The 22,357-nt window shown below is 72.1% G+C and carries 14 protein-coding genes; 9 read left to right on the top strand and 5 right to left on the bottom strand.

From position 1 onward, the window contains the following. Positions 1 to 52 precede the first annotated feature (52 nt). From ABZ818_RS16970 to galE, 6 genes are all read left to right on the top strand, one after another. Complete coding sequence (locus ABZ818_RS16970; protein ID WP_361414967.1) at positions 53 to 2,242, top strand: bifunctional glycosyltransferase family 2 protein/CDP-glycerol:glycerophosphate glycerophosphotransferase; 2,190 nt, start codon at positions 53 to 55, stop codon at positions 2,240 to 2,242. A gap of 15 nt (positions 2,243 to 2,257) precedes the next feature. Next, positions 2,258 to 4,279, top strand: a complete 2,022-nt coding sequence (locus ABZ818_RS16965; RefSeq protein ID WP_361414965.1) for a CDP-glycerol glycerophosphotransferase family protein — start codon at positions 2,258 to 2,260, stop codon at positions 4,277 to 4,279. Next, a complete protein-coding gene (locus ABZ818_RS16960; RefSeq protein ID WP_361414963.1) occupies positions 4,222 to 5,175 on the top strand; it encodes a hypothetical protein in 954 nt (317 codons plus the stop codon). The genes ABZ818_RS16965 and ABZ818_RS16960 overlap by 58 nt, the downstream gene beginning before the upstream one ends. A gap of 168 nt (positions 5,176 to 5,343) precedes the next feature. Next, positions 5,344 to 6,630 (top strand): glycosyltransferase 87 family protein, encoded by a 1,287-nt coding sequence (locus tag ABZ818_RS16955; RefSeq protein WP_361414961.1) that lies wholly within the window; start codon positions 5,344 to 5,346, stop codon positions 6,628 to 6,630. 43 nt (positions 6,631 to 6,673) lie between these two features. Beyond that, positions 6,674 to 8,290, top strand: coding sequence for a glycosyltransferase family 2 protein (locus tag ABZ818_RS16950; RefSeq protein ID WP_361415141.1), 1,617 nt, complete (start codon positions 6,674 to 6,676; stop codon positions 8,288 to 8,290). 73 nt (positions 8,291 to 8,363) lie between these two features. After that, positions 8,364 to 9,344 (top strand): UDP-glucose 4-epimerase GalE, encoded by a 981-nt coding sequence (gene galE / locus ABZ818_RS16945; RefSeq protein WP_361414959.1) that lies wholly within the window; start codon positions 8,364 to 8,366, stop codon positions 9,342 to 9,344. A 189-nt stretch (positions 9,345 to 9,533) separates the two neighbouring features. On the opposite strand, the gene ABZ818_RS16940 is transcribed toward galE, so the two are convergent. Next, positions 9,534 to 10,172, bottom strand: coding sequence for a TetR/AcrR family transcriptional regulator (locus ABZ818_RS16940; protein ID WP_361414957.1), 639 nt, complete (start codon positions 10,170 to 10,172; stop codon positions 9,534 to 9,536). Positions 10,173 to 10,342: 170 nt separating this feature from the next. On the opposite strand from ABZ818_RS16940, the gene ABZ818_RS16935 reads away from it, so the two are divergent. Further along, positions 10,343 to 11,257: an ABC transporter permease gene (locus ABZ818_RS16935; protein ID WP_361415139.1), complete on the top strand. Its 915-nt coding sequence runs from the start codon at positions 10,343 to 10,345 to the stop codon at positions 11,255 to 11,257. Beyond that, positions 11,250 to 12,056 (top strand): ABC transporter ATP-binding protein, encoded by an 807-nt coding sequence (locus tag ABZ818_RS16930; RefSeq protein WP_361414955.1) that lies wholly within the window; start codon positions 11,250 to 11,252, stop codon positions 12,054 to 12,056. Before ABZ818_RS16935 ends, ABZ818_RS16930 begins: the two co-directional genes overlap by 8 nt. Before the next feature lie 33 nt (positions 12,057 to 12,089). On the opposite strand, the gene ABZ818_RS16925 is transcribed toward ABZ818_RS16930, so the two are convergent. The 4 genes from ABZ818_RS16925 to ABZ818_RS16910 form a co-directional block, all read right to left on the bottom strand. Then, positions 12,090 to 13,481 (bottom strand): hypothetical protein, encoded by a 1,392-nt coding sequence (locus tag ABZ818_RS16925; protein WP_361415137.1) that lies wholly within the window; start codon positions 13,479 to 13,481, stop codon positions 12,090 to 12,092. A 324-nt stretch (positions 13,482 to 13,805) separates the two neighbouring features. Then, positions 13,806 to 18,743, bottom strand: a complete 4,938-nt coding sequence (locus ABZ818_RS16920; RefSeq protein WP_361414953.1) for an NAD-glutamate dehydrogenase — start codon at positions 18,741 to 18,743, stop codon at positions 13,806 to 13,808. A gap of 596 nt (positions 18,744 to 19,339) precedes the next feature. Continuing rightward, positions 19,340 to 20,008 (bottom strand): HAD family hydrolase, encoded by a 669-nt coding sequence (locus ABZ818_RS16915; protein ID WP_361414952.1) that lies wholly within the window; start codon positions 20,006 to 20,008, stop codon positions 19,340 to 19,342. A gap of 79 nt (positions 20,009 to 20,087) precedes the next feature. Continuing rightward, on the bottom strand, positions 20,088 to 20,603 hold the full coding sequence (locus ABZ818_RS16910) for a hypothetical protein (RefSeq protein WP_361414950.1): 516 nt from the start codon (positions 20,601 to 20,603) through the stop codon (positions 20,088 to 20,090). A 1,310-nt stretch (positions 20,604 to 21,913) separates the two neighbouring features. Here ABZ818_RS16910 and ABZ818_RS16905 point away from each other — a divergent pair. Then, entirely contained in the window at positions 21,914 to 22,315 is a 402-nt protein-coding gene (locus ABZ818_RS16905; protein WP_361414948.1) for an Rv3235 family protein, read from the top strand. Positions 22,316 to 22,357: the final 42 nt, after the last annotated feature.

Below are 22,357 nucleotides of genomic sequence, written 5' to 3'. Positions count from 1 at the left end.
TTTGGGAGTCCGTATACACGCATCGGACCGGATCAACAGAAGAAAGAGCAGAATGCCCCGATTCAGCATCGTCGTCCCGTCGCATGGCGTCGCGGGCCGGCTGTCCCTGGCGCTGGACTCGGTCCTCGCCCAGTCCTTCGGAGACTTCGAGCTGATCGCGGTGTGCGACGGCCCCGCCGCCCCGGCCGCCGGCGTCGCCGCCGACTACGCGGGGCGGGACTCCCGGGTGGTCCTGGTCCACTCGCCCCCGTCCGCGGGCCTCGGCGCGGCGCGCAACGCCGGGACGCGGGCGGCGAGGGGCGCGTATCTGCTGTTCCTCGACGGCGACGACACCCTGGTGCCGGGCGCGCTGTCCGCGCTGGCCGCCCGCCTGGAGGAGACGGGCGACGTCGACGTGCTCTACTTCGAGCACGAGCGGACCCCCTGGTGGGACCACGAGCCGGCCAGCACGGCCGGGCCGCCGCCGGTCACCGCCCGCGGGCCCGCCTTCTCCCCCGCCGAGGCCCCGCACCTGACCGGCGTTCCGCTGCCCGCGTGGAGCGCGGTCTACCGCCGCTCCTTCGTGACCGGGCGCGGCCTGGCCTTCCCCGACGGGCACCGCGTCGACGTCGGCTGGGGCGGCCTGGTCACCGTCGCGGCCGAGCGCGTCGCGGTGCTGCGGCAGGTCGTCGTACGGCATCTGCTGCGCCGGCAGGGCAGCCGGCTCGACCTCCCGGGCGAGCACCAGTTCGACCTCCTCGACCAGACCGAGCGGGTGCTCGTCCGAGCCACTGCCGAGGAACTGCCCAAGGAACGGTTCGCACCACTGTTCGAGCAGCTCTTCGACGCGGTGCTGACGGTGGCCGCGCATCCGGAACAGGTGCCCGCTCACCGGCGCCGCGCGTTCTTCCGCCGCGCCCACCGCCTGTACCGCCGCCACCGCCCGGCCGGCCACCGCACCCCACGCGGCCGGCCCGGCGTGCCGCACCGGCTGCTGGCGACCGGGGCGTACACGGCGTTCCGCGCGCGGTGCGCCACCGGCCGGGCGGCGGAGGCCGGCCGTCGCCTGCCGCGCGCGGCCAGGCTGCGCACCCGCCTCGCCTACCGCCGGCACCTGCACCGCCCGCTCGACGAGAACCTCGTCGTGTACTGCGCCTACTGGGGCCGGGGTTACGCGTGCAGCCCGGCCGCCCTGCACGCCAAGGCCCGCGAACTCGCCCCCCACCTGCGCGGTGTGTTCCTGGTGGAGCCCGGCCAGGAACACACCGTTCCGGAGGGCGTCGACCACGCGGTGATCGGCAGCCGCCGGTACTGGAAGGTGCTGGCCCGCGCCAAGTACCTGGTGAACAACGCCAACTTCGCCGACGCCGTCGTCAAACGCCCCGGCAGCGTGCACCTCCAGACCCAGCACGGCACCCCGCTGAAGGCGATGGGCTGCGACCAGTCGACGTACCCGGTGGTCGCGGCACAGTCCGGCAGCTTCGCCAAACTGCTGCGTCGCGTGGACCGGTGGGACTACAACCTCTCCTCCAACCGCCACTCCACCGAGATGTGGGAACGGGCCTTCCCCGGCTCCTACGAGCCCCTGGAGTACGGCTACCCGCGCAACGACGTCTACTGCGCCGCCCGCGCCGAGGACGTGGCCCGCGTCCGCCGCGAGCTGGGCGTCCCGGAGGGGAAGACGGCCGTCCTGTACGCCCCCACCCACCGCGACCACCGCACCGGCTTCGAGCCCGGCCTGGACCTGGAGGCCTTCTGCGCGGCGGCCGGCGAGGACGTCGTCGTCCTGCTGCGCGCCCACTACTTCTACGACCGGAGCGGACCGCGGAGCGGTGGCCGGATCATCGACGTCACCGCGCACCGCTCCTCGGAGGACGTGTGCCTGGCGGCCGACGCGCTGATCACCGACTACTCGTCGATCATGTTCGACTACGCCAACCTGGACCGCCCGATCGTCGTGTACGCCGACGACTGGGAGGTCTACCGGGAGACCCGCGGCGTCTGCTTCGACCTCATGGACACGCCGCCCGGCCCGGTCGTCCGCACACCGCGCGATCTGGCGGCGCTCTTCCGCGACGGCTCGTACGCGGGCCCGGAGTCGGCGGCGCTGCGGGCCCGGTTCCGGGAGCGGTTCTGCCAGTTCGACGACGGGCGGGCCGCCGAGCGAGTCGTCCGCCGGGTGTTCCTCGGCCAGCCGCCCGAAGCGCTACCGCCCGTGATCCCGCTCGCCGAGCGCGTCCCGGCCCCCGCCGCCACCCACTAAGGAGCTGACGCAGCAGTGCCCCGCTTCAGCATCATCGTCCCCTGCTTCAAGGTGCAGGGGTTCCTGCGCGAATGCCTGGACTCGGTCCTGACGCAGTCCTTCGGCGACGTCGAGGTGATCGCCGTCGACGACTGCTCCCCGGACGGCAGCGGCGCCATCCTCAACGAGTACGCCGCCCGCGACCCGCGTGTACGGGTGCTGCACCTGCCGGAGAACGTCGGGCTCGGCCGCGCCCGCAACGCCGGAATGCCGCTCGCCACCGGCGACTTCCTGTTCTTCCTCGACAGCGACGACACCCTCACCCCGGGCGCACTGCGGGCCATCGCCGACCGGCTGGAGGAGACCGGCGACCCGGACGTGCTGGTCTTCGACTACGCCCGCACCTACTGGTGGGGCGGGACCCGGCGCAACGTGCTGGCCACGGTGCTGGCCGAGGCCGGTCCCGGCACCTTCACGGCCGCCGAACAGCCGCGGATCCTGGACCTGTTGATGGTGGTGTGGAACAAGGTCTACCGGCGCGACTTCGTCGAGGAGCACGGCTTCGCCTTCCCACCCGGCTACTACGAGGACACGTCCTGGACGTTCCCGGTCCTGCTCACCGCCCGGCGGATCGCCACGCTCGACCGGATCTGCCTGTACTACCGCCAGCGGCGGCAGGGCAACATCCTGTCCACCACCAGCCGCAAGCACTTCGACATCCACGACCAGTACGAGCGGGTCTTCGCCTATCTCGACTCCCGTCCCGAGCTGGCGAGTTGGCGCCCCTATCTGCACCGGAAGATGGGTGAGCACTGCCTGGACATCCTCGCCAAGCCGGACCGGCTGCCGCCGTCGGACAAGGCCGAGTTCTTCCGCCGTACGGCGCGGATGTTCCGCGCCCACCGGCCTCCGGACGCGGACACGACCGGTGTGGTCCGGGTATTGGCGGGCGGTTACGCCGCCTACCGGGTCGGGCGGCAGGCCGGGCGGGCCCGCCGGGAACTCGGGCGCCGGACGCTGCGGGTCCGCAGGGCGGTGGCCGTACGGGTGAAGGGCGGCTGGGCTGCGCTGCACACCCGCCGGACGCTGGACCAGGACCTCGTCCTGTACTCGGCGTTCTCGCACCGGGGCATGCTCGGCGACCCGGCGGCCGTCCACCGCAAGGCGCGGGAGATCGCGCCGCATCTGCGCGGGGTGTGGGTGGTCCGCGACCGGGAGCAGGCCGCGCTGCTGCCGCCGGACGTCGAGTACGTCCTGTCCGGCACCCTGCGCCACCGGCAGCTCGCCGCCCGGGCCGCGTTCTTCGTCAACAACGCCAACTGGCCCGCGGCCGTGGCCAAACGGCCCGGCAGCACGCACATCCACACCCATCAGGGCACCCCGCTGAAGTTCATGGCGGCCGATCTGCTGGGCAAGCCCGGCGCCCGGCACGGCGTCGACGTGCCGGGCCTGCTGTCCCGCGCCGACCGCTGGGACTACAGCCTGGTCGCCAACCGCCACTCCGAGCTGGTGTGGGAGCGGGCCTACCCCTGCCGGTTCACCTCCGCGCGCACCGGCAGCCCGCGCAACGACGTGCTCGTCACCGCGCGTGCGGACGACGGCGCCGCTCTCCGCGACCGGCTCGGCATCCCGCCGGAGCACACGATGGTGCTGTACGCGCCGACCCGCCGGGAGTACCGGCGCGGCGGCCACGTCGAACGCTTCGACCCGGCCCGGCTCGCCGCGGACCTCGGCGAGGGCCACACCCTCGTCGTACGCCTGCATCCCTCGCTGGCCACCGGACCGGCGCGCGGCATGGGGCTGGCCGAACTGCACCGGCGCGGAGTGCTCGTCGACGCGACCGACGAACCGCACGTGGACGCGCCCGGAGCGTGGACGTGCTGCGCTTCCGCGAGCCGAGCCCGGCGGCCCGGGTGGCGGGCGCGTGCCGGGCCGAGCTGCGGCGTGAGGTGGAGGCACGGTTGCGGGCCGGGCAGACCGGCGGGCACACCCTGCCGTTCATGCCGGAGCGCTTCATGCGGATCTTCGAGGCGCGGCCGGGCTACCCGGTGTTCCTGATCCCCTTCATCACGGTGTTCGGCGTGACGTGGGGGGTGTGGGCGGCGGGCGTCGCCGTCACGGCGGTGGGCGGCGTCCTCGTCTTCCTGGTGCTGCGCGGCCGCCGCGTGCCCGTGCCCCTGGCGCTGACCGGCCAGGTCCTCTACTACGTGCTGCCGTGCGGCACGACGGCGATGCGGCCGATGGCCGAGGGCCTGATGCTGGCACTGACCCTGACGGCGCTGTGGGGCTGCTCGCTGGCGCTGGACGGGCGCGTGCGGGCCGGCACCGCCCTGGTCGCGGGTGCGCTGCTCGCGCTGTTCACCGTCAAGCACTCCCAGGCGCTGTTCCTCGGGCTGAGCCTGGCCGCCGCGGGCGCGGCCGTCGCCGTACGGCGGTGGACGCGGCGGCGCCCGGCGGGGCGGGGTGTCCTGGCGGTCACCGCGGTGGCCTGCGGCGCCGCCGTCGGCACGGTGCTCCTGGCGCGGGCGCTGCGCTACCCGACCGGGAGCGACAGCCTTCAGGACCTGCTCACCGGCCACTACGCCCTGCCCGATCGCGACCGCCCGTGGCCGGAGCTGCTGCGGCTGGAGGGAGGGTTCTGGCTGGAGTGGCTGCGCCGGCAGCTGTGGCAGCCGCTGTTCGCCGCCCTGCTCGCCGCCGGCGCGTGGGGTGCGCTACGGCGGCGGGGGGCGTTCGGCCTCTTCGTGGTGGCGACGGCGTTCACCGGGTTCCTTACGCAGGCGGCGCATCCCGACATCACCGTGTGGGGCGAACGGCTGATCGTGCTGGCCTGGCTGCTGCCGGTGGTGGGGGTGCCGCTGCTGCTGGAGCGTGTGGTGCCCCGGTCTGCGGCGGACGTCCCGGGTCCGCGTACCCGCAGCCGGCCGGACGAGTGGAGCCCGGTCACTCGATGAAGGACGACGACGTGATGCGGCTGACCGGACCGACCGGTAGGAGCGCGGCGCCGCGCGGGCGCGCGGCCCAGGTGCCGCGACTGCCTTGGTCCACTTGCCAGGCTCTTACCAACGACTGGACGCGTATCAGCACATATACGGCTTTCCCGCGGATTACGATCCGCCGTGATGAGCGCCTTCCAGAGCGTGACGCGTCTTCTCACGCGCCCGCCGACGAGACACCGCCTCCTCGCCCTGACGGCCGCCTGGCTCCTCACGCGCGCCCTGATGCTGTGGCTGCTCGCCCACAACGGACTGCCCCGGCTGGGCCGGGGCTCGGTGGCGCGCGAGGTGTGGAAGCTGTACCAGCACTGGTACGTCCTGCTGTCCCACGGCGCGTTCCCGGCACACGACACGCTGTGGCAGTACCCGCCGGGCGCCGGACCGGTGCTGCTGTCGCCCGCACTGCTGCCGGGCCTGACGTACTTCCAGGCCTTCGTGGTGCTCACCGTCGTCGTCGACGCGCTGGTCACGCTGGCGCTGGCGCACGCGGGCACCCGCCCCGGCCGCAGCCTGCTCGGGGCCGCGTACTGGACGCTGGGCCTGCCCCTGCTGCTGCACATCCCGCTGGCCCGCTACGACGTCCAGGCCACCGCCCTGGCCGTGCTCTCCCTGCTGACGCTGTCGCGCTCCACGCGCGCGTGCGGCGCGCTCGCCGCGCTGGGCGCCCTGGTGAAGGTGTGGCCGGCGCTGGCGCTGCTCGGACTGCCCCGGGGCCGTGCGACCCGGTCGGCGTGGACATGGGCGGCCGCCACCGGCGCCGTGGCGCTGACCGTCCTCGCCGGCCTGTTCAGGAACCCGCTCGCCTTCGCCCGCCAGCAGGGCGGCCGGGGCGTGCAGATCGAGTCGTTCGGCGGCACCGCGCTCGCGCTGGCCACGCACGCCGGCTGGCCGGGCCGGGTGCGCTACCGGTACGGGGCCCTGGAGTTCACCGGACCGTATGTCTCCACCGTCGCGCACCTCTCGCTGGTCCTGTCGGCGAGCGCGTTCGGACTGCTGCTGCTGTGGCGGATCCGGGCCCGGCACTGGACGGAGGCGACACCGTACGACGCCGCACTGAGTGCCGTCCTGCTGTTCACCGTCACCAGCCGGGTGATCAGCCCGCAGTACATGGTCTGGCTGCTCGGCCTCGCGGCGGTGTGTCTGACGTCACCGCTGACCACACAGCGTCCGGTCGCCGCGCTGATCGCGCCGGCGAGTCTGGTCAGCGTGATCGCATACCCAACCCTTTACCAACAGGTGGTGGCCTGTTCGTGGACAGGTTGTGCACTCATGGTCATGCGCAACGGCCTGCTGGCCGCCGCCGCGCTATTCTCATTTGCCCGGTTGTGGCGATCGACGAAATTGATGACGTCCGAAGGGGAACCCGAGTCTGACGTTCACCGTCTTCCGCACGGGACGCTAAGCCCCTCTTAACGGGAGATTACCGACCACCCCTACTATCCGGCCCGTGGATTCCATGCATCTGCACCCCGACCAGGCCTCCGACGTCAGCGTCGTCGTGATCGGTTACAACGACGTCGCCCACATGGCCGACGCCGTGCGCTCGGCTCTCGCGCAGGGTCCCTCCGTCAGCGAGGTCGTCGCCGTCGACGACTGCTCGACCGACGGCACCTTCGAGCTGCTCGGCCGCCTGGCCGCGGCCGAACCAAGGGTGCGGGTGATCCGGCGCGAGGACAACAGCGGCGGCTGCGGCAGCCCGCGCAACACCGGCTTCGACGCGGTCACGACGCCGTACGTGATGTTCCTCGACAGCGACGACGTGCTGCCGCCGGGCGCGGTGGACGCGCTGCTCGCCGCCGCCCGGGAGGAGCGGGCCGAGGTCGTGAGCGGCCTGTGCGTGCGCCGTGAGCTGCCCTCCGGGCGGGAAGTGCCGTGGCAGCAAAAGCTCTACAGCGAGGGCGCCGTCCTCACCCACCCCGCGAAGCTCCCGCGTCTCGTGCACGACACGCTGTGCGTCAACAAGCTGTACCGCACCGACTTCCTGCGCGAGCACGCGATCCGCTTCCCGGAAGGCCACTTCCCGTACGAGGACTTCGTGTTCACCGCGCGCGTGCTGGCCGCCGACCCACGCATGGCCCTCATCCCGGACCAGGTGTACGTGTGGAACGTGCGCCGGTCCGCCGGGCAGCTGTCGATCTCTCTGGACCGCGCGAACATCGAGAACTGGCGGGCGCGCACCGAGGCGAGCCGGTCGGCGTACGACATCCTGCTGAGCGCCGGGCAGAAGGAGCTCGCGCGGGCGGCGCGCGCCAAGTTCCTCGAACACGAGCTGCGCATGTACGCGCGTGAGCTGGGCCTGCGCGACGCCGGGTACCGGTGCGCCTGGTGGGAGCACACGCGGCAGTACCTCGGCGAGTACGACGCGGCCGACTGGGCGGTCAACCCGACGACCGCCGGGCACCTCCTCGGACGGGTGATCCTCGCGTCGCCCGAGCCGCGCGACCTGCCGCGCCTGAAGGAGCTCGCCGCCCGCCCGGCCCGTCTGTGCCCGCCCTACGCCCGGGACAAGGACGGCACCCCCGTCTGGGCGGACGACCTTCCGCAGATCGGCCTGGAGCCCTACCTGGTCCGGCCGGTCCACGTCCTGCCCCTGGCCGTGGACGCGGAACTGCACCCCCACGCGGGTACGAGCCGGCTGCGGCTGCACCTGCACGACCTGTACGGCAGGGTGGCGTCCGCCGGGCCCGAGGCCCTGGAGGTGGAGTGGCTGCACCGTGAGGCGGGGCGCACGGTCCGGGGCGCCACCGTCCCGCTCGTGCCGGCCGCGGACGGCACCTGGTCGGCGGAGACGGGAGTGGACCTCGCGGGGCTGGGGGCCGGCACCTGGGACCTGGGGTTGCGGGTGTGCTTCGCCGACGGCACGAACCGTAAGGTGACAGCGCACGCACGCGCGGGCGCCGGTCTGCTGCGCCGCCGCGTCGTACCGAGCGTGCGCTACGGCGTCCTGCTGGTCCAGCCGTACGCCACGCACTCCGGCGCGCTGGCCCTGCGGCTGGCGGCGGGACTGCGCGGGGTGACGTCCGTCCTGCACGGCAGACTGCGCCGCCTGCTCCACCGGGCCGCGCCCCAGTGAGCGCACCACGCCCCGCATCCGCACCACGCCCCGCATCCGCTCGACGACCTCCAACTGACGAGGAGACGCCCGCATGACCTGGCTGATCACCGGCGGCGCCGGCTACATCGGAGCGCACGTCGTCCACGCGATGACCGAGGCGGGCGAGCGTGCGGTGGTCTACGACGACCTGTCCACCGGCATCGCCGAGCGCGTCCCGCGGGACGTCCCGCTGGTGGAGGGCTCCACGCTGGACGGCGACCGGCTGGCGCGCGCCCTCGCCGAGCACGAGGTGACCGGTGTCGTCCACCTGGCGGCGAAGAAGCAGGTGGGCGAGTCGGTGGACCGGCCCCTGCACTACTACCGGGAGAACGTCGAGGGTCTGCGGGTCCTGCTGGAGGCGGTGACGGCGGCCGGGGTCGGTTCGTTCGTGTTCTCCTCCTCGGCGGCCGTGTACGGCATGCCGGATGTGGACCTGGTCACGGAGGAGACGCCGTGCGCGCCGATGTCGCCGTACGGCGAGACGAAGCTGGCCGGCGAGTGGCTGGTGCGTGCGACCGGACGGGCGACGGGGCTGTCCACGGCGTCCCTGCGGTACTTCAACGTGGCGGGCGCGGCGAGCCCGCGCCTTGCGGACCTCGGCGTCTTCAACCTGGTCCCGATGGTCTTCGAACGGCTGACCGAGAACGCGCCCCCGCGCATCTTCGGGGACGACTACCCCACGCCGGACGGCACCTGCATCCGTGACTACATCCACGTGGCCGACCTCGCGGAGGCCCATGTGGCCGCGGCTCGCGCCCTGCGCTCCTCCCCCGGCCTAGACCTCACGCTGAACATCGGCCGCGGGGAGGGGGTCTCGGTGCGCGAGATGATCGACACGATCAACGCCGTCACCGGCTACCACAGCCCCCCGACGGTCACCCCGCGCCGCCCCGGCGACCCCGCCCGCGTCGTCGCCTCCGCCGACCGCATCGCCACGGAACTCGGCTGGAAGGCCAAGCGCGACCTCCACGACATGATCACCTCGGCCTGGCAGGGCTGGCTCCACCACCACCCGGAAGCCGCCCGCACCTGACGTCACACGCGGACGCGGACCGCCACACGCCCACGCACAGGGCGACCACCGGGCGGGCCGCCGTCCGCTGTGTGAGCCGCTGGCGGTGGGCGGTTGCAGCCGGGCGGCCGGCTCGGTCCCGGGCCTCCACGGCGGCGTGAACGATCATCACCGGTAGCGCCGGTGCGCCGGACTGCGGGGACCCCGCGGTCAGAGCGCCTTGATCGCCTCGGCCGTGCCCCGGGCGAGGGCGTCCAGGTAGCCCTTGGGGAGTTTCGGCGTGCGGATGACGACCGCACGCCAGTACAGCGGGCCCGAGATCAGGTCGAGGGCCAGGTCCCGGTCCAGACCGGGGCGGATCTCGCCGCGGCGCTCGGCCGCCGCCAGGATGCTGCTGGCCACGCTCTCCTGACCGTCGCGCAGGGCCTTCTGCATGGCCTCGGCGATGTCCGGGTTACGGGCCGCCTCCGCCTGGAGGTCGGGGATGATCTGCGAGGCGATGGGGTGGCGCAGGGCCCGCGAGGTCACCTCGTACAGCAGCCGCAGGTCGCTCTCCAGGGAACCGGTGTCCGGCGCGGGCAGGCCCTGCACGGCGAGCGCCGAGACGATGTCCAGCACCAGGTGCAGCTTGGAACGCCACCGGCGGTAGACGGCCGTCTTGCCGACGCCCGCGCGCCGCGCGATCCCCTCTATGGACATCCGCGCGTAGCCGACGGACGCCAGTTCCTCGAAGACCGCCGCCCGGATCGCCTCCGTCACGTCCTCGCGGAGCACGGCCGCTCCGGCGGGGGCCCGGCGGCGGGGGCGCGTCTGGGGCTGCTCGGCGTTCGTCGTCATGGGGCCAAGCATAGGGCGTAACGACGAAACGGTTGCGTTGCGGCGTCACTTCGCCGTACGCTCGCGTTGCGACGATACGGTGCCGTTCCGACGTAAGAAAACGTGAAGAGAACCGTAAGGAAATGAACGACGACACGGAGCCGGACGCCAGCACCACCTCCCCCCGAGCGAAAGCAGCGGATGTGAGCCAGGTCCTCCACACACCGCCCCACACCACGGCCCCGGCCGAGGACGGCCTCGCGGCGGTCGCCGCCCGCCACGGCCTGTCGGTCAGCGGCGCCCGCCCGTCCCTGCCCGAGTACGTCCGCCAGCTGTGGGCGCGGCGCCACTTCATCAGCGCCTTCGCCACCGCCAAGCTCACCTCCCAGTACAGCCAGGCGAAGCTCGGCCAGATCTGGCAGGTGGCCACCCCGCTGCTGAACGCGGCCGTGTACTACTTCATCTTCGGCATCCTCATGGGCACCAGCCGCGGCGTGGCGGACTACATCCCGTTCCTGGTGACGGGCGTGTTCATCTGGACGTTCACCCAGAACTCGATCATGGCGGGCACCCGGGCGATCTCCGGCAACCTCGGCCTGGTGCGGGCCCTGCACTTCCCGCGGGCCGCCCTGCCGGTCTCCTTCGCACTTCAGCAGCTCCAGCAGCTACTGTTCTCGATGGTCGCCCTCCTGGCGATCCTGCTCTGCTTCGGCATGACGCCCACCATGTCGTGGGCGCTGGCCGTCCCGGTGCTGCTGCTCCAGTTCGTGTTCAACGCCGGCGTCTCGATGATCATGGCCCGGATGGGCGCCAAGACACCGGACATCGCCCAGCTGATGCCGTTCCTCCTGCGTACCTGGATGTACGTCTCCGGTGTGATGTGGAGCATCGACAACACGCTGAACCGCAGCCACATGCCGCACGTGCTGAAGGTGCTGCTGCAGTCCAATCCGGCCGCCGTCTACATCGACCTGATGCGCTTCGCGCTGATCGACAGCTTCAAGGCACACCAGCTCCCCCACCATGTGTGGGCGTTCGCGCTGGGCTGGGCCCTGCTCGCCGGGGTCGGCGGCTTCATCTACTTCTGGAAGGCTGAGGAGACGTACGGCCGTGGCTGAACTGAAAACCGACAAGATCCCCACCGTCGTGGTCGACGGCGTCGACATCGTCTACCGGGTCAACGGCACCGGTTCCGGCCGCGGCTCGGCGACCGCCGCCCTCAACCGGATCCTGCGCCGCGAGAAGGCCGAGAAGGCGGCCGGCGTACGCCGGGTGCACGCGGTCAAGAAGGTCTCGTTCGTCGCCTACAAGGGCGAGGCCATCGGCCTCATCGGCACCAACGGCTCCGGCAAGTCCACGCTGCTCAAGGCCGTCGCCGGACTCCTGCCCGTGGAGAACGGCAAGATCTACACCGACGGCCAGCCCTCGCTGCTCGGCGTGAACGCGGCGCTGATGAACGACCTGACCGGCGAGCGCAACGTCCTCCTCGGCGGACTGGCCATGGGCATGTCCCGCGAGGAGGTCAAGGAGCGCTACCAGGACATCGTCGACTTCTCCGGGATCAACGAGAAGGGCGACTTCATCACACTCCCCATGCGCACCTACTCCTCCGGCATGGCCGCCCGGCTGCGCTTCTCCATCGCCGCCGCCAAGGACCACGACGTCCTGCTGATCGACGAGGCGCTGGCCACGGGCGACCGCTCCTTCCAACGGCGTTCGGAGAAGCGGATCCGCGAACTGCGCGCGCAGGCCGGCACGGTGTTCCTGGTCAGCCACAGCAACGCCTCCATCCGCGACACCTGCGAGCGCGTCCTGTGGCTGGAACGCGGCGAACTGCGCATGGACGGCCCCACCGAGGAGGTCCTCGAGGCCTACGAGGCCTTCACCGGCGGCCCCGACAAGAAGAAGGCCAAGTGATGGCCCCACGCCCGCCGGCGCCCGGCGGGCCGGTCAGGGAGTGACCGCGTAGAGCACCTGGCCGCCCGGACCGTGGGTCACCACGCGCAGTTCGGGGTCATGGCGCGGTCTGCTTCCGTCCACGACCCAGCGCACGTCATAGGTGCGCAGGATGTCCCTGCGTTCGCCCTCCGGTGTGCGGAGCGTGTAGTAGCGCCGCACCGCCCACTCGCGCTGGGCCTCGTCCGGCAGGAAGAAGTCCGGGTAGCCGGGGGCGACCGTGTAGGGGCCGTAGGCCGGGATCAGCCGGGAGGGCAGGTCCCGGGCCATGACCACGTCCCCGTACTTCACGTACGGCATGATCCAGTAGTACCCGGTCCAGGTCGGGGTGTAGCCGGCCGCGAGCACGTCCGGCAGCGCCTCGCGCCCGACGGCGTACCCGAGCACGCCGGCCTGGGTCCACGCACCCAGGGCCAGCGCGCCGCCCAGCGCCCACGCCCAGCGGGTCCGCACGGCCCGCCGGCCGCCCTGCACCACCTCCAGCGCGGCGGCGATCTGGGCCGGGACGAGGGCGGCGGGCAGCGTCCGGCCCCAGGCGTAGTGGCCCGTGGCGAACCCCAATGCGCACACCAGCGCGCCCAGCAGGAAGAAGACCATCAGCGGGTCCCGCCGGTCGCGCCGCCACCGCACGACCAGCGCGGCCACTCCGAGCAGAGCCAGCCAGTAGCGGCCGAGGAACTGCGTGTAGAGCGCCCGGTGCACCTCCTCCAGATCGCTTCCGGCCGAGAACAGGGCGAAGAAGTCGTAGTACGGCCACAGCCACAGCACCAGCAGCCCCAGGGCCGTCCCGGCGCCGAGCCGCGGCCACAGGGCACGCGGGGGCCGGGCCGCGAGCACCGCGGCGAGACCGCCGAGCGTGGCGACGAACCCGGTGAACTGATGGCACAGCAGGATCAGCGCCCACAGCGCCCCGAGCCCCAGCCACACCTCCCACCCGGCCGCCGCGCGCAGCGCCCGGGTGAGCCAGGCCCAGTAGTGGAAGGCGAGGCCGAGGGCCAGCACGCTGGGATACGACACCGTCAGCGCGAGGGAGTTGAGGGAGAGGAAGCCGCTCCAGTTGATGAGCTCCGTACCCCACAGCAGAACCAGGCTCAGGGCGGCCAGGGCGGGCGCGGCCCGGTGCGCGCTCAGCGTTCTGACGTACCGCCAGACGCCCGTCACCAGCAGCGTGAGTCCGGCGAGCGCGGCGAGCCGCAGCACGTCGAACACCGACAGGCCACCGGCCCGGGCGACAGAGCCGAGGAGCAGCATCCACGGCGAGTAGTACGGGCTCGGGGTGTCGGCGTCGACAAGCGGATTGCCGGGGTGGAACAGACTGTGACGCAGCCGCTGGATGGTCGCCGCGTGCATGCCCAGGTCACCGGCCCAGGGCAGCCGGACGATCATCAGGAGCAGCAGGGCGACGAGGAGCGCGGCGGCCGCGCGGGGCGCGTGGGACCCTCCCGGGGAGGTCGGCGGCCGGGGGACGGCCGTGCCCGCTGAGGGTGCCTCAGGCGGCGCGGTGCGCATCGTGCCGCCTGAGGAGCCAGGTGCGACTACCGAGGGTGTTCACGCGGCGACTTTATACGAATGATCCCGTTTAGCGGGAAAGGGTAAATTCGGCGTACGGCGTTTCCTGGACGACGGCAAGAAGGACACATGCACGGCATGAGGGCGCCCCGAACCGGAAAGGTCCGGGGCGCCCTCGGGTACGGGTCGGCCTCCCGCGCGTTACGAGTGCGTCCGCAGCAGCGTGCGCATCGTCCGCATCGCCACCGACAGGTTGGCCAGGTCGAACGCGTCCGAGCCGCGGATCTCCTCGAGCGTGGCACGCGCCCGGGACAGGATCGCCCCGTTCTTCTGCTCCCACACCTTGAAGCGCTGCTCCGGCGTGGCGGTGCCGTTGCCCGCGGCGAGCACGTCAGCGGTCAGCGCCGAGTGCGCCGCGTACAGGTCCTCGCGGATCGCCGCACGGGCCATGGACTGCCACCGGTCGGCGCGCGGCAGCTCGATGATGCGGTCCATCAGCTGGGTGATGTGGAGGCGGTCGGCGAGGTCGTAGTACACCTCGGCGACGTCCATCGGGTCCTTGCCCATGCGGTCGGCCACCGAGACGATGTCGAGCGCGGGGAAGGCGGAGGAGAACCCGGCCACGCGCGTGGCCAGCTCGTCCGGGACGCCGGCGCCGGACAGCTCGTCGTAGACCTGCTGGTACCACTCCAGGTCCGCGCCCTTGAGCAGCTTGGGCAGTTCCGCCCACACCTGCCCGACCCGCTCGGAGAAGAACTCGATGGTCTCGGCGAGCTCCAGCGGCTGCGGCCGGTTGTTCAGCAGCCAGCGCGTGCCGCGCTCGACCAGTCGGCGCGAGTGCAGGCGGATCCGGGTCTGGACGTCGGCCTCGACCTTGTTGTCCAGCGCCTCGACCGCGTCCCACACCGCAGCCGAGCGGAAGATCGTGCGGGCCACCGTCTGCGCCCTGACGATCTCCTCCAGCGACGCCCCGGTCTCCTCCCGCAGGCGGTGCAGATACGTCGTACCGCCCGTGTTGACCGTGTCGTTGACCAGGACGGTCGTCGTGATCTCGCGGCGCAGCGGGTGGTTGTCGATCCGCTCGGTGAACTGCTCGCGCAGCGCGGTCGGGAAGTAGGTGTGCAGCAGGCCACGCAGGTACGGGTCGTCCGGCAGCGAGGTGTGCAGCAGCTCCTCGGCAACCGTGATCTTCGTGTACGCCAGCAGGACGGCCGTCTCCGGACCGGTCAGGCCGTGCCCGGCGGCCAGCCGCTCACGGATCTGACGGTCCGTGGGCAGGAACTCCAGCGCCCGGTCCAGGTGGCCCTCGCGCACCAGGTGCTTCATGAAGCGCTGCTGGGCGTGGAGCATGTCCTTGGACTGGGCGAGCGCGTTGGCGATCGCCGTGTTCTGCGCGTAGTTGGTGCGCAGCACCAGGGCGCCGACCTCGTCGGTCATCTCGGCGAGCAGCTTGTTGCGCTGCTTGACCGTCATGTCGCCTTCCGCGACCAGCCCGTTGAGCAGGACCTTGATGTTCACCTCGTGGTCGGAGGTGTCCACGCCGGCGCTGTTGTCGATGGCGTCGGTGTTGATCCGGGCGCCCTGCATCGCGCACTCGATCCGGCCGAGCTGGGTGAAGCCCAGGTTGCCGCCCTCGCCGACGACCTGGACCCGCAGGTCGCGACCGTCGACGCGGATGGCGTCGTTGGCCTTGTCGCCGACGTCCGCGTGGGACTCGGTGGACGCCTTGACGTACGTGCCGATGCCGCCGTTCCACAGCAGGTCGACCGGGGCCTTGAGGATCACCCGCATCAGGTCGGCCGGGGTCAGCTTGGTGATGCCGGCCTCGATGCCGAGGGCCTCGCGGATGCGCGCGTTGACCGGGATCGACTTGGCCGTACGGGGGAAGATCCCGCCGCCGGCCGAGATCAGCTCGGTGTTGTAGTCCGCCCACGAGGAGCGCGGCAGCTCGAACAGGCGGCGGCGCTCGGCGTAGGAGACGGCCGCGTCCGGCTCGGGGTCGATGAAGATGTGCCGGTGGTCGAAGGCGGCGACCAGCCGGATGTGCTCGCTCAGCAGCATGCCGTTGCCGAACACGTCACCGGACATGTCGCCGATGCCGACGACCGTGAAGTCCTGGGTCTGGGTGTCCACGCCCAGCTCCCGGAAGTGCCGCTTGACGGACTCCCAGGCGCCGCGGGCGGTGATGCCCATGCCCTTGTGGTCGTAGCCCGCCGAGCCGCCGGAGGCGAAGGCGTCGCCGAGCCAGAAGTCGTACGACTGGGCGACCTCGTTGGCGATGTCCGAGAACCGCGCCGTGCCCTTGTCGGCGGCGACCACCAGGTAGGTGTCCTCGCCGTCGTGCCGCACGACGTCCTGCGGGGGCACGACCTCGCCGGCGACCATGTTGTCGGTGATGTCGAGCAGCGCCGAGATGAAGGTCTTGTAGCTGGCGACACCCTCCGCCATCCACGCGTCCCGGTCCACGCTCGGGTCGGGCAGCTGCTTGGCGACGAACCCGCCCTTGGCACCGACCGGCACGATGACGGTGTTCTTCACCATCTGCGCCTTGACCAGGCCCAGGATCTCGGTGCGGAAGTCCTCGCGCCGGTCGGACCAGCGCAGACCGCCTCGGGCGACCTTGCCGAAGCGCAGGTGCACGCCCTCCACGCGCGGCGAGTACACCCAGATCTCGTACGCCGGGCGCGGCGCCGGCAGGTCCGGGATGGCCTGCGGGTCGAACTTCATGGAGACGTACGCGTGCGGCCGGCCGCCCTCCCGCGCCTCCTGGAAGAAGTTGGTGCGCAGGGTCGCCTTGATCACGGTGAGGAAGGACCGCAGGATCCGGTCCTCGTCGAGGGAGGCCACCTGGTCCAGGGCCGCGTCGAGCTCCTCCAGCAGCGCGTCCACGAGCTCGTGCCCGGCGCGCTGGCGCTCCGGCGACATCCGCGCCTCGAACAGGGAGACCAGCAGCCGGGTGGTGTGGACGTTGTTGCGGAGGGTGTCCTCCATGTAGTCCTGGCTGAAGGTCGAGCCGGCCTGGCGCAGGTACTTGGCGTAGGCGCGCAGCACCATCGCCTGGCGCCAGGTCAGCCCGGCGCCCAGCACCAGGGCGTTGAACCCGTCGTTCTCCGCCTTGCCCGTCCAGGTGGCGGCGAAGGCGTCCTGGAAGCGGTCACGGGCGTCGTCGCCGAGGTGGTCGCCGGTGCCGCCGGACTCCTTCGGCATCCGCAGGCCGAAGTCGTAGACCCACGCCGTCGTACGGTCCGCGCAGCGCAGTTCGTACGGCCGCTCGTCGGTGACCTCGACGCCGAGCCGGCTGAGCACCGGCAGCACGGCGGACAGGGAGACCGAGCCGCCCTTCTGGTAGATCTTGAACCGGCGCTCCTCGGGGGCGGCGCCCACCGGCTCGTACAGGCTCAGCGCGAAGGTCTTGTCCTCGTTCAGCTGCTCGAGGTTGCACAGGTCGGCGACCGCCGCGCGCGGGGTGTGGTCGGCCTTGTAGCCCTCGGGGAAGGCGCCCGAGTAACGGCGCAGCAGCTCCGCGGCGCGCTCCTCGCCGAGTTCGGCGGTCAGCGCCTCGGAGAAGGCGTCCGTCCAGGAGCGGGCGGCCTCGACCAGGCGGGCCTCGATGCGCTCCTTGTCGCTGTCCGACAGCTGCGGCAGCTCGGTGCCCTGCGGCACACGGACGACGAAGTGCAGCCGGGAGAGCACCGACTCGGTGTTCCAGGCGGTGAAGTCGACGCTGGTGCCGCCCAGCTCCTCCTTCAGGATGTCGATGATCCGCAGGCGTACACCGGTGGTGTAGCGGTCGCGCGGGAGGTACACGAGGGCCGAGTAGTAGCGGCCGTACTCGTCCTGGCGCAGGTACAGGCGCAGCCGGCGGCGCTCCTGGAGGTACAGCACCGAGGTGGCGATGGCCTGGAGCTCACCGACCGGGGTCTGGAAGAGCTCGTCGCGCGGGTAGGTCTCCAGGATCTGGAGCAGATCGCGCCCGTCGTGGCTGTTGGGCGAGAAGCCGGCGCGCTCGAGGACCTCCTCGACCTTGCGGCGGATGACCGGGACCCGGCGCACGGACTCGGTGTAGGCGGCGGACGAGAACAGGCCGAGGAAGCGGCGCTCCCCGACGACCTCGCCCTTGTCGTTGAACTTCTTGACGCCCACATAGTCCAGGTAGGAGGGCCGGTGGACGGTGGCCCGGCTGTTGGCCTTGGTCAGCACCAGCAGCTTGTGCTCGCGCGCCTTGGCACGGGCGTCGGCGGGCAACCGCTCGAAGGACGGGCTGACCGGGTGGCTGTCGTCGCCGGCGTGCGGCGGGTCCGCGCGCAGTATGCCCAGCCCGGTGCCGGGCACGGCCGCCAGGGAGTCGTCGTTGCGCAGCTGATACTCGCGGTAACCGAGGAAGGTGAAGTGGTCGTCGGACAGCCAGCGCAGCAGCTCACGGGCCTCCTCGACCTCCTGCGCGCGCAGGTCGCCGGGCGCCGGCTCACCGGGCAGTTCCTCGGCGAGGCTGGTCGCCGCCTGGCGCATCTTCTCCCAGTCCTCGACGGCCTCGCGGACGTCGGACAGCACACGCAGCAGGTCGGCGGTGATCTGCTTCAGGTCGGCGCGGTCGGTCTCGCGGTCGGTCTCGACGTGGATCCAGGACTCGGTGTGCGCGTCGTGCGGCAGCTCCTCGCCGGGCGCCGCGGCGGGCAGCACCTCGATGAGCTTGCCGGCGACGTCACGGCGCACCACGAACTGCGGGTGGATCACCACGTGGATGCCGCGGCCCTGGCGGGTCAGCTCGTTCGTCACGGAGTCCACGAGGAAGGGCATGTCGTCGGTGACGACCTCGACGACGGAGTGGCTGCACGTCCAGCCGTTCTCCTCGACGGTCGGGGTGTGGACCCGGACGTTGGCCGTGCCCTGGGGGCGGTTCTCGGCCAGGCGGTAGTGGGAGTAGGCGGTGCCGAAGACGTCGACCGGGTCACGGCCTGCGAGGTCCTCGGGGGCGGTGTGCAGGTAGAAACGCTGGAGGAACGCGAGCACGGACTCCTGGTCCGGCGTGCCCTCGCCCGTCGAACCGGTCGGGATATGTCCCCCGAGCGGACTGTTCTCAGCTACCCGGGCGGCCCTCTCGAGCAGCTCGGCCTTGGCTTCGTCCAGCTTGGTCTGCATTGTCCTCTGGCTCCTGTCGCGCGCCGTTGCGTGACGTAGAAGGAAGTACGGTCTCTTCCCCTCCGGCGTGACGCCGCGGCCCGGGATGTCCGGTGTGCTTCGACGCTATGCCGGAAAGTGAGATGAGCGGGGAGATATCAGTCTTGTTCGACGCGTCCGACGGGTGTGACGCTGCTCTCGGCCGCGCCTCTGCCTGTGGATGACGCGGCGTCCTGGGGGCCGTCGAGGCCCCTTCCCGCCCGCGAGGACCAGCGACCGCCGCCCGGACACGGATGTGGTCCGTGCTCACCGGGCGCACAGCGGAGGCGACGGCGCCCCCGCGAACTATCGCGCTGATCACGCCACAAGGCTATCGCTCCTCATGGGGGGCCCGTCATGAGCCGTATGTGTACAAAACCGGGGGTGGAAGTTTGACGTTCTGCACAGGGGTGGGGACGGCGAAGGCGACGTATGGCTCCACCGGACCCCGACGTTCCGCGTTTCCCGCTCCACGCTTCCCACTCCACGTTCGTCACCCCCGTTTCCCTCTCCCCGTGTCTTCCCGGTGTCTTCCTGCGTCTCCCCGTGCTTCTCCCGCGCTTCTCGCCGCGTGCGGCTCACTCGGCCAGCCGCTGCGCCTCCACGACCGCCTCCCGCAGGGTGTCCACCACCGGCACGCCCGCCTCCTCCAGGCTGGCCCGGCTGTGCGAACCGCCGGTGTAGAGCACCGCCCGCGCGCCGACGTGCCGTGCGGCCACCGCGTCGTCCGCCGCGTCGCCGATCACCACCGTGCGCGCGGGGTTCACCACCTCGGACAGCGCGCCCAGGTGCCGCACCATGTGCTCGGCCTTGCTGCCGCCGGAGCGGCCCGTCCGCCCGTCCACCCGGAGGAAGTGCGTCTCGATCCCGAAGCCCCGGACCAGCGGGACGAGGTCCTCGTGCCCGTACATGCTGAGGATCGACTGGCTGTACCCGGCCGACGTCCACCCGGTGAGCAGCTCCACGGCCCCCTCGGTCAGGGTGCATCTGGTGCGGTGCTCGGAGTAGTACCGGTGGAAGACGCCGTCCATCGTGTCCCACTCGGCCTCGGTGGGCAGCCGACCGAGCAGCCGCTCGTAGAACTTCGGGACCGGCACGCAGTACAGCGCGCGGTACTGCTCCAGTGTGATCGGCTCCAGGCCCAGCTCGGCGAACGCCGCGTTCGTCGCACCGATGACCGCGTCGTTGTCGTGGAACAGCGTGCCGTTCCAGTCCCAGACGATGTGCGCCCCTGACTGATTCCCCATACCGGAAAACGTACCCGCCGCCACTGACAATCAGGAGAACGGCAGGTCGCGACCCGTGGTGCGGTCGCGGTCCGGGGCTTCAGCCGCCAAGCTCGACGAGGTTCGGGATCTCCTGTGTGGCGTACCAGAGCAGCTCGTGGTCCTCGGCTCCGTCCACCACGAACTGGGCGTCGTCGTCCCCCGCGTCCGCCGCTCCCAGGGCCTCGGCCGCGGCGATCACGTCCGCCTCCGCGTCACCGGAGTCGACGTGCACGGCGGCCGCCTTGGCCAGCCGCACCGGACCGGCCACCCGCACCTCGCCGAGTGCGGCCGGGTCGAGCCCGCGGTCGGGGTCGGCCGTCGCCGCGCCGTCGGGTACGTCCACGGCGACCACCACACGGCGCCGCGGTGCGCCCGGGTCCAGCGCCAGCAGCCGCAGCGAGGCGAGCGCGGCCCGGTTCAGCGCGGCGTACTCCAGCTCCTCGATGTCGTCGGAGAGGTACCACTCGCGCAGGGCGGGCGTCACGGCGTACGCGGTGAGCGCCCCCGTCCCCAGCTCTCCCGTCTTGTGCGCCTCGGCGAGGCCCGAGAGGGTCAGGGGGACGTAGACACGCATGGCAGGCCGCTTTCGTGGTCGGAGGGCTCGCCGCCCGGACGGCCTTCAGGATACGTGCGGGAGCCTCCTTTCGAGTCCCCGGCCACACCACCCGACCCGTCCACCGCGCGCCCCTCGCCTCACCCGGTCCACCCCAGTCCCCACATGGTTTGTGGCCCTCTCAATCACTCGTATCGGTGAACTCGTCCACGGTCCGACGCGCGCCGCGCCTTCCTTGCCGCGGCGCCTTCGGCCCCGTACAAGAGCCCCAGCAGGAAGTTACTGCCCGGTATAAACCGGTGCCCTGGGCGCCGGCGCCGGACAACGACACCGAACGGGGACTCATGAACAAGGTCATGACCAGGACCCAGCGCCGCCCGGGCACCCACCCGCCGAGCCGCCGCGGCCTCCGCCGCCCCGGCGGCTACCCACCCCGCACCCCAGGCGGCACCCTCCCCCGCACAGCCGACGACAACCCCCCACCCCGTAACAACTCCACACCCCCAACGGCCCCCCGCGACACCCGCCCTCCCGCTACCCCCCTCCGCCCCCGTCCGGCGCGGGCCGGCACGCGGGACACGAGAGTGCAGGCTCCGGAACCGGGAGGGGCACGAGAGCCGGTAGGACACGTTCCGGAACCGAACAGCAACGCCGACACGGCGAGCCCGGGCCCCGCGTCGGGCCGGTCCCGCACGACGGGCACGACGGGCACGAGCGCAGCGCCCCGAACCACAGGCGCACTGCGAACAACGGCAGCAACCGCCAGAACGGTCGCAGACCGCCCGTTGAGCAAAGCCGCCAGGCCAGCACCGGCCCGCTCGAGGGGCGCAGCCCGCAGATCGGGCACGGCCCACCCGGACGCCAACCCGGCACGCACGGCCAACGCCGCAGCGGGCACGACAGGCACAGCCCGCAGGACGGGCACGGCCCACCCAGGCGCCAACCCGGCACGCACGGCCAACACGGCAGCCAACACGGCAGCCGGCACGGCAAGCGCTACCGCCACAGCTCCAGGCCCGACGGCGAGCGCAGGCGCCAGGACAGCCCCAGCCCGCTCGACGGACGCAGCCCGCAGGTCGGACACGGCACACCGGGGCGCCAACCCGGCGCACACGTCCAACGCAGCGGCCGGCACGACGAGCACGGCCACCAGAACAACCTCAGGCCGCCCGGCGGGCGCAGCCCGCACGGGCACGGCCCACCCAGGCGCCAACCCGGCGCCCACGGCCAACGTCGCAGCCCTCACGGCGGCCGCAGCCGGAGCCCGTCGGGCGGATACCCACAGGTCCGCGCCGGGCAGCTACGCGGGCACAGCCCGCGCCGCAGGCGCGGTGAGCGCGGCGGGGATCGGGGCCGGTGCTCAGGACGCCGTACGGGCGGTTTCGCTGCCCGTGGCCACCGATCTGTTCGCCGATCGCCTGCTCGCCGTTCTCAGCGGGCAGCGCCCCGTGCACTGGATGCTCCGGCACACCGCGGGCCGGGCCTACGACGAACTCGCCTGGCTCGCGGAGCGCGGCACGCTGCGCACCCGCGGCGCCCGCCCCGTCGTGCGCGACATCGGCTACTACGAGCCCCGCCCGGGCGCCGTGGAGGCCTTCGCCCGCATCGGCGCGGGCGACCAACTGCGCGCGATGGCGTTCCGCCTGGAGCAGGGCCGGGACCGGCGCTGGCGCTGCACGGCGGTGGAACTGGGCGGCCCCCGTATGCCCCGCACGAAGGACGACCTGCCCTGACGGCGGACCGCAGCCCAAGCCGAAGGGCCGGGCACCCGAGGG

Origin of the sequence: Streptomyces sp. NPDC047453 (assembly GCF_040643155.1) — a bacterium.
Taxonomy (GTDB): domain Bacteria; phylum Actinomycetota; class Actinomycetes; order Streptomycetales; family Streptomycetaceae; genus Streptomyces.
This window is presented reverse-complemented; position numbering and strand designations above follow the sequence as displayed.